This is a genomic window from Mesorhizobium sp. M7A.F.Ca.US.006.04.2.1, assembly GCF_004022915.1.
In the GTDB taxonomy this organism is placed as follows: Bacteria; Pseudomonadota; Alphaproteobacteria; order Rhizobiales; family Rhizobiaceae; genus Mesorhizobium; species Mesorhizobium ciceri.
The window spans coordinates 1-5,582 of sequence record NZ_RZQA01000411.1 but is presented as its reverse complement, the minus strand read 5'-3'; the positions used below and the strand labels follow the sequence as shown (position 1 = coordinate 5,582).

The window sequence follows — 5,582 nt, the reverse complement described above, 5'->3', positions numbered from 1 at the left end:
ATCGTCACCAATCCGGAAGTGTCGTCGGTGCGCGATTCCGATCGCATCATCGGCCTGCTCGACGCCCGCACCTTGCGGGCCGAGCAGGGCGAGCAGATCGCCAAGCATGTGCTGGTGACGCGCTACGATGCGGCGCGCGCCTCGCGCGGCGAGATGCTGTCCATCGACGACGTGCTGGAAATCCTGTCGGTGCCGCTGCTCGGCATCATTCCGGAAAGCCAGGACGTGCTGCGCGCCTCCAACCTCGGTTCGCCGGTGACGCTGTCGGAGCCGCTCAATTCCGCTGCCAAGGCCTATATCGACGCTGCCAGGCGGCTGGAGGGCGAGGAATTGCCCGTCATCGTGCCCTTCGAGCGCAAGGGCTTCCTCGATCGTCTTTTGGGAAGGAGGGCGGCATGAACCTGCTCGACATCTTCAAGCGGCGCTCCAGCGCCCCGGTGGCGCGCGAGCGGCTGCAAGTGCTGCTCGCCTATGAGCGCCGCAACCGCAGCCAGCCCGACCTCGTCTCCATCCTGCGCGAGGAGATCATGGCCGTCATCGCCAAGCATGTGCAGATCGACCAGGACTATCTGCAGGTCTCGATGGACCGCGGCGAGACCATGTCGACGCTGGAAATCGACATCCAGATCCCCAACAAGAGCGCCGTGCCGCTGGCCATGGCGGGGTGAGGGCAACTTAGGGGGAGCCGCGATCCTTCGCGCCCCCCTCTGTCCTGCCGGACATCTCCCCCACAAGTGGGGAGATTGGCAATTTCTGCGCTTCAGTTCTTCTTGCAACGTTGGCGATTGGCGAAAGCCCGCATGACGTCCAATCTCCCCGTGTGGGGGAGATGTCCGGCTGGACAGAGGGGGCGCTGTCCCGCCGGCAGAACCGGCTTCGCACCCTCGCACCGCATCGCTCGCGCCGTCCAAACCCCTAAAATGTCCCAAATTTACCTTTGTGCCGACGGGGCTTCCCCTGCGCAAGCAGCGGATGTAAGGATATATTAGCAATTTATTAAGTTCTAAGCGAGGTATGCGTAAGGGGAGTTTGGTGATGAACTTCAGAGGCCTGATCAAGCGTGCTGAAGACGTGGATAAAGCAATCCAGGACCTGCAGATCGATTTGGCGGACGCGCTGGATGCAAGTCTCGACGCCGACGACCTGGCGCCGCCAGAGAGCGACGATGTGCCGGATGCCCAGGCGGCATCCGATGACGGGCCACCCCAGGCCGATGCGGCAAATGACGACAATGCCGGGAATGCCGAGGATGCGGGCGCTGCGGACAGTTCCGAAACCGCGCCAAGACTGACCGCCCATACACAGACCCGGCTGGCTGCATTGAGCGCCTTCGAGGGACTCTTCCACGACGCCAGGGACTATCTGGAGGAGATCAACGACAAGCTGTCGGAGATCGGCACCTCACACCATCTGACGCGCGAATTCCTCAACATCCTGCACAGCGACATCCTGCGCGCCAACGAGCTGGAGGTCGCCAATGCCGCCCTGGCCGCCGAACAGAGGGCTCTGTCGGAGAAGCTGCACGACGCGACGCGAAAGCTGCGCGAGCGTGACGGCGCTTTCGAAGCGCTGCAGCAGCGCGAGACAAGCCTGGTCCAGGACCGGGAGACGCTTCGTGCGGCACTTGCCGCGGTCAGGCTGGAACTCGTCGAGACAGCCAATGCGAGCTCCAAACGCGAGGCGGAGTTCGGCGACATCGCCAAGCGGCTGACCGCCAGGACGGTCGAGGCCAACAGGCGCTTGCGCGAAAGCAAGATGCTGCGCGAAAAGCACGTCAACCTGTCGATCGAACTCGACAAGGCGCTGAAGCGGGAATCGCAGGCGCGCCACAGACTCGACGAGCTGTCGGCGGTCCATGCCACCGAAGCAGCGCGGCTGGCGGAGCTGCTGGCGGCGCTCGGCAAGAGCGAGAAAGAGGAGATGCGGCTGCAGAAGTCGCTCGAGGCGGCACAGGCGAAACTGTCGGAAACGACCGAAGCGGCCCACATGATGGAAGGCGACAAGGAAGCCGAGCTGGCTCGCAGCCAGGCGGAAATGCGCGGGTTGAGCTCGGAGATCCAGAACCTGCAATCGCGGCTGGAGCAGGTGTCGAGCGAAAACAGCGAAGCCGCGGGCGAGATCGCCAGGCTCAAGAGCGAACTCAACGATGCCCTGGCCGAAAAGAAGATCGCCGATGAAAGATTGTCCGCGCTGAGCCAGGAGAGCGAAAGCGACAAGATGAGTCTTTCCAAGGTGAACGCCAACCTTTCTCAGCTGACGCTGCAACAAGCGTCCGAACAGATACAGTTCGACGTGCAGAGGCAGGAGTGCGAGGACCTCAAGGCCGAAATCGCCTCGCTCAATGCCCGGATCAAGGAACTGCTGCCCTATGAGCGGCTCCACAAGGCCACCAATGGCAGGCCGCGCGAGGACGGCGTGGTCGAGATGGCCGGGGCGATGGCGAAGAAAGCACGGACGACGGGCAGGCGGCGCATGCGCAGGAATGTCGACGCCGCCACCTGAAGCGTGTCGCGCCTGAAGGATTCAGGCGACCCGCTTCAGATCCTTCTTTTGTGCATGGGAGGCCGGCACCTCACCCGGAGAGTAAGTCCAATGGGGCACCGGCCAGGCGGATCGACAGGTCCGCCGCACAGGCAAGGTAGCGCGCCTCGGTCCCGCACGGCATTGGTGCGATCACGGAAGGTGCCAGCGGCAATTCCCCTGGCTTGTGATTCGAACCCTTGCGACGACCCGCCGGCCGGAGGCTGCAGACACGCCCAGGATAAGATCGCGGGCCGGCCCGGCGCCTTCTCAGTCGAGCGGTTCGTGCTGGTAAAGCTCGTCCATGCTGAGCGAGGCCAGGGCGCCGAAAGGGGCCTGCTTTTTCACGCGGCCGCCGCTCAGGATGACCACGTCGTCGCAGAACGAGATGGTGCTGTGGTGATGGCTGATGACGATGGTCGTGCGGCGGCCGGCTCTCGACTTCAGGGTCTCGACGATGGCCGCTTCCGACAGCCCGTCCACGGCATTGGTGGCCTCGTCCAGGATGAGGAGATCGGGATCGCGCACCAGGGCTCTCGCCAAGGCGATGCGCTGCCTCTGTCCCGCCGACAGATTGACGCCCCTGTAGCCAACCAGGGTCTCGTAGCCCTGAGGCAGCCTTTCGATGAATTCATGCGCTTCGGCCAGTCTTGCGGCGGCCTCGGCATCGCCGGCTGTCGCGGCATCCTGGCCGTAGGTTATGTTTTCAAAAATGCTGCCGTCGACCAGTTCCAGTTCCTGGCTGGCCAGGGCGATGTGCCGGCGCCACTGGCTGGCGTCGATCCGGTCGAGCGGCGATCCATCGACGAGGATGCTGCCGGTGTCCGGTTCGACGAAGCGGCACAGGAGATTGACGATCGTCGTCTTGCCGGCGCCCGAGCGGCCGATCAGCGCCGTCGAGCGGCCACCGCGGATCTCGAATGTCGCCGCGTGCAGCACCACCTCGCGCCGGTCCGTGCCGGAGTAGGTGAATGTCACATCGTCGAACTTGATGCCCTGGCGCAGGCCGTGGAATGGCCCGTCCCCTTGCGGCGGTTGCGGCTTGCCTGTGGGATCCAGCAGCCAAGTCACCTCCTCAAGCGATCCGCTCAGGCCTTGCAGCTGGCTCCACGACCCCTGCAGGGCCCGCATATGCGGCTGCAGCCTGTAGAGCAGGATGACGAAGGCGATGATCAGCGGGAAACTCACCTGCGCCAGCCAGGCGCCGATCACCACCGCCAGGAACAGCATGGCGTGGAGAACCTCCGTCAGCGGCGGCAGCGCTCCCTGGCGCACGAGCAGCGCGAAGGAGGCGCGGCGAACCGCATCCGACGCCGTGTCGAACATCGCCTTTTCCCGGTTCTCCTGTCCGAAGATGCGGATCAGCCGTCCGGCATGCACAAGGTGAAGCATCTGCGAGGCGAGGTGGCCGTTGCGCGAGGCGACGCTGCGGCTTGGCTCCTTCAGATTGGCTGAGAGGACGGCGTGCGCGATCTGGACGAGCGCCAGTCCGAGCGTGACCAAAAGCGTCATGCGCCACGAAAGCAGCAGCAGGAAAGCCAGGAGGATGATGGCGGCCGATGCGCTGACGATGGCCGACAGCATGATCTGGATCGCATCGGAAGCCCGCCAGGATTCGTTGGAGATGATGTTGAGCAGGCGTCCGGGGCTCTGCCGCAGGAAGAACGGGTAGCCGACCCGCAACAGCTGCTCCGACAGGGCGCTGCGGATGGAATGGCTTGCCTTGCCGGAGATGAAGGTCGTCAGCAGCGTGTTGGCGAAGGCGAAGACGTTCTTCAGGATGATCGAGCCGAGGATGGCGGCCGAAATGACGATCAGCCGGTCGCGCTCGCTCAAGCCCGATCCGACGTGCTGGAGGACGGCGGAGAAGCCTGCCATTCCGGCGGCATCCCCGTGTCCCATGATGATGCCCAGCAACGGGATGATCAGGCCGATGCCGAACCCTTCGAGGACGGCGCTGACCAGGCCGAGAATCACCACCGCCGGAAGCAGGCGCAGTTGCCGCTTTCCGAACGCCCGGAACAGCATCGGCAGGTTTGGCGGCAGCATTGGCATTACAGCGTTTCACCTCGCCTGGGCATTGGCTTGTTGATCTTGGCGCACCGGTTCGGCTCGCGGCCGTCTGACCAGCAGGAGAACCGCGAACCTGGCCGCGCCGAGCAAATTCATGGCGACGATCGGCCAGTGCGGCAGGTTGAGTTCACGATCGAAGGCGGGTCCTCCCGCCAGTTCCCGGAAAGCCCCTCTTGCGGCCCAGTAGAAATGGCGAAGCAGCCAGGGCGCGTGGCGAACATGCTTCAGGCAGAGCCCGCCATTGCCCAGGCTGTAGTCGCGATGCAGCTTTTCGATGGCTTTGCGATCCCGCCGGCCGTGATGATGGAAAATCGTCATGTCAGGCACATACTCGACCGCGATGCCGAGCAGCATCGCGCGCACGAGATAATCGGTATCCTCGGCCGACCGCAATGGTCCGCCGGCGCCGAAGCGTTCGTCGAAATAGCCGATGCGGGCCGCGACATCGCGGTGCATCGTCATGTTGCAGCCCAGCACGAAACCGCCGGGATGAACATCTGGCGTCAGGCGTTCGCGCGCCCACGACCGCTTGATGGTGAACGGCAAATCCCGGGGATCGCCAAGCTCGACACGGCCGCCCCGGATGAGCCATTGTTCCCCGGACGCATAGTGTCGCTCCAGATCGCGCAGATAGTCGCGATGGACCGCGCAGTCGTCGTCGACGAAGACCAGCACACGGCCGCGCGCGCGCCTCAGCCCGGCGTTGCGCGCAGCCGCCAATCCGGGGCGCGGCTCGCAAACGGGCGTGAACGGAATTTCCGACGCAGCCGCGATGCTGGCCAGGCGTTCGGCCGTGCGGTCGCTCGAACCGTTGTCGACGACCACGAGTTCGGCGGCGAAGCCGGCATGTGCGCGGCATGCGGCTTGCACCGACTTGATGCAGGCATCGAGCACGGCGACGCGGTTGCGCGTGCAGATGATGAAGCTGACTTCCGGCGCCGCTCGTTCCGGGCGGGGACCGGCCGGGGCGGGGCCAAGCGCCGTCGAAC

At 64.6% G+C, this 5,582-nt stretch carries 4 protein-coding genes and 1 pseudogene; 3 read left to right on the top strand and 2 right to left on the bottom strand.

From position 1 onward, the window contains the following. The 3 genes and pseudogenes from EN925_RS21005 to EN925_RS20990 form a co-directional block, all read left to right on the top strand. Window positions 1-399 (top strand): annotated as a pseudogene (locus EN925_RS21005) (septum site-determining protein MinD); the annotation flags it as partial. Continuing rightward, window positions 396-668, top strand: a complete 273-nt coding sequence (minE, locus tag EN925_RS21000) for a cell division topological specificity factor MinE (protein ID WP_024501686.1) — start codon at window positions 396-398, stop codon at window positions 666-668. The pseudogene EN925_RS21005 and the gene minE, both read left to right, overlap by 4 nt. Before the next feature lie 367 nt (window positions 669-1,035). Next, the gene (locus tag EN925_RS20990; protein WP_127388468.1) at window positions 1,036-2,502 is read left to right on the top strand and encodes a hypothetical protein; all 1,467 of its coding nucleotides are present in this window, start codon (window positions 1,036-1,038) and stop codon (window positions 2,500-2,502) included. A 288-nt stretch (window positions 2,503-2,790) separates the two neighbouring features. Here EN925_RS20990 and EN925_RS20985 read toward each other — a convergent pair whose 3' ends face one another. Both EN925_RS20985 and EN925_RS20980 read right to left on the bottom strand, forming a co-directional pair. Then, complete coding sequence (locus EN925_RS20985; protein ID WP_127385209.1) at window positions 2,791-4,575, bottom strand: ABC transporter ATP-binding protein; 1,785 nt, start codon at window positions 4,573-4,575, stop codon at window positions 2,791-2,793. A 9-nt stretch (window positions 4,576-4,584) separates the two neighbouring features. Then, window positions 4,585-5,582: glycosyltransferase (locus tag EN925_RS20980; RefSeq protein ID WP_348630343.1), on the bottom strand; the 998-nt coding region annotated here is incomplete at its 5' end.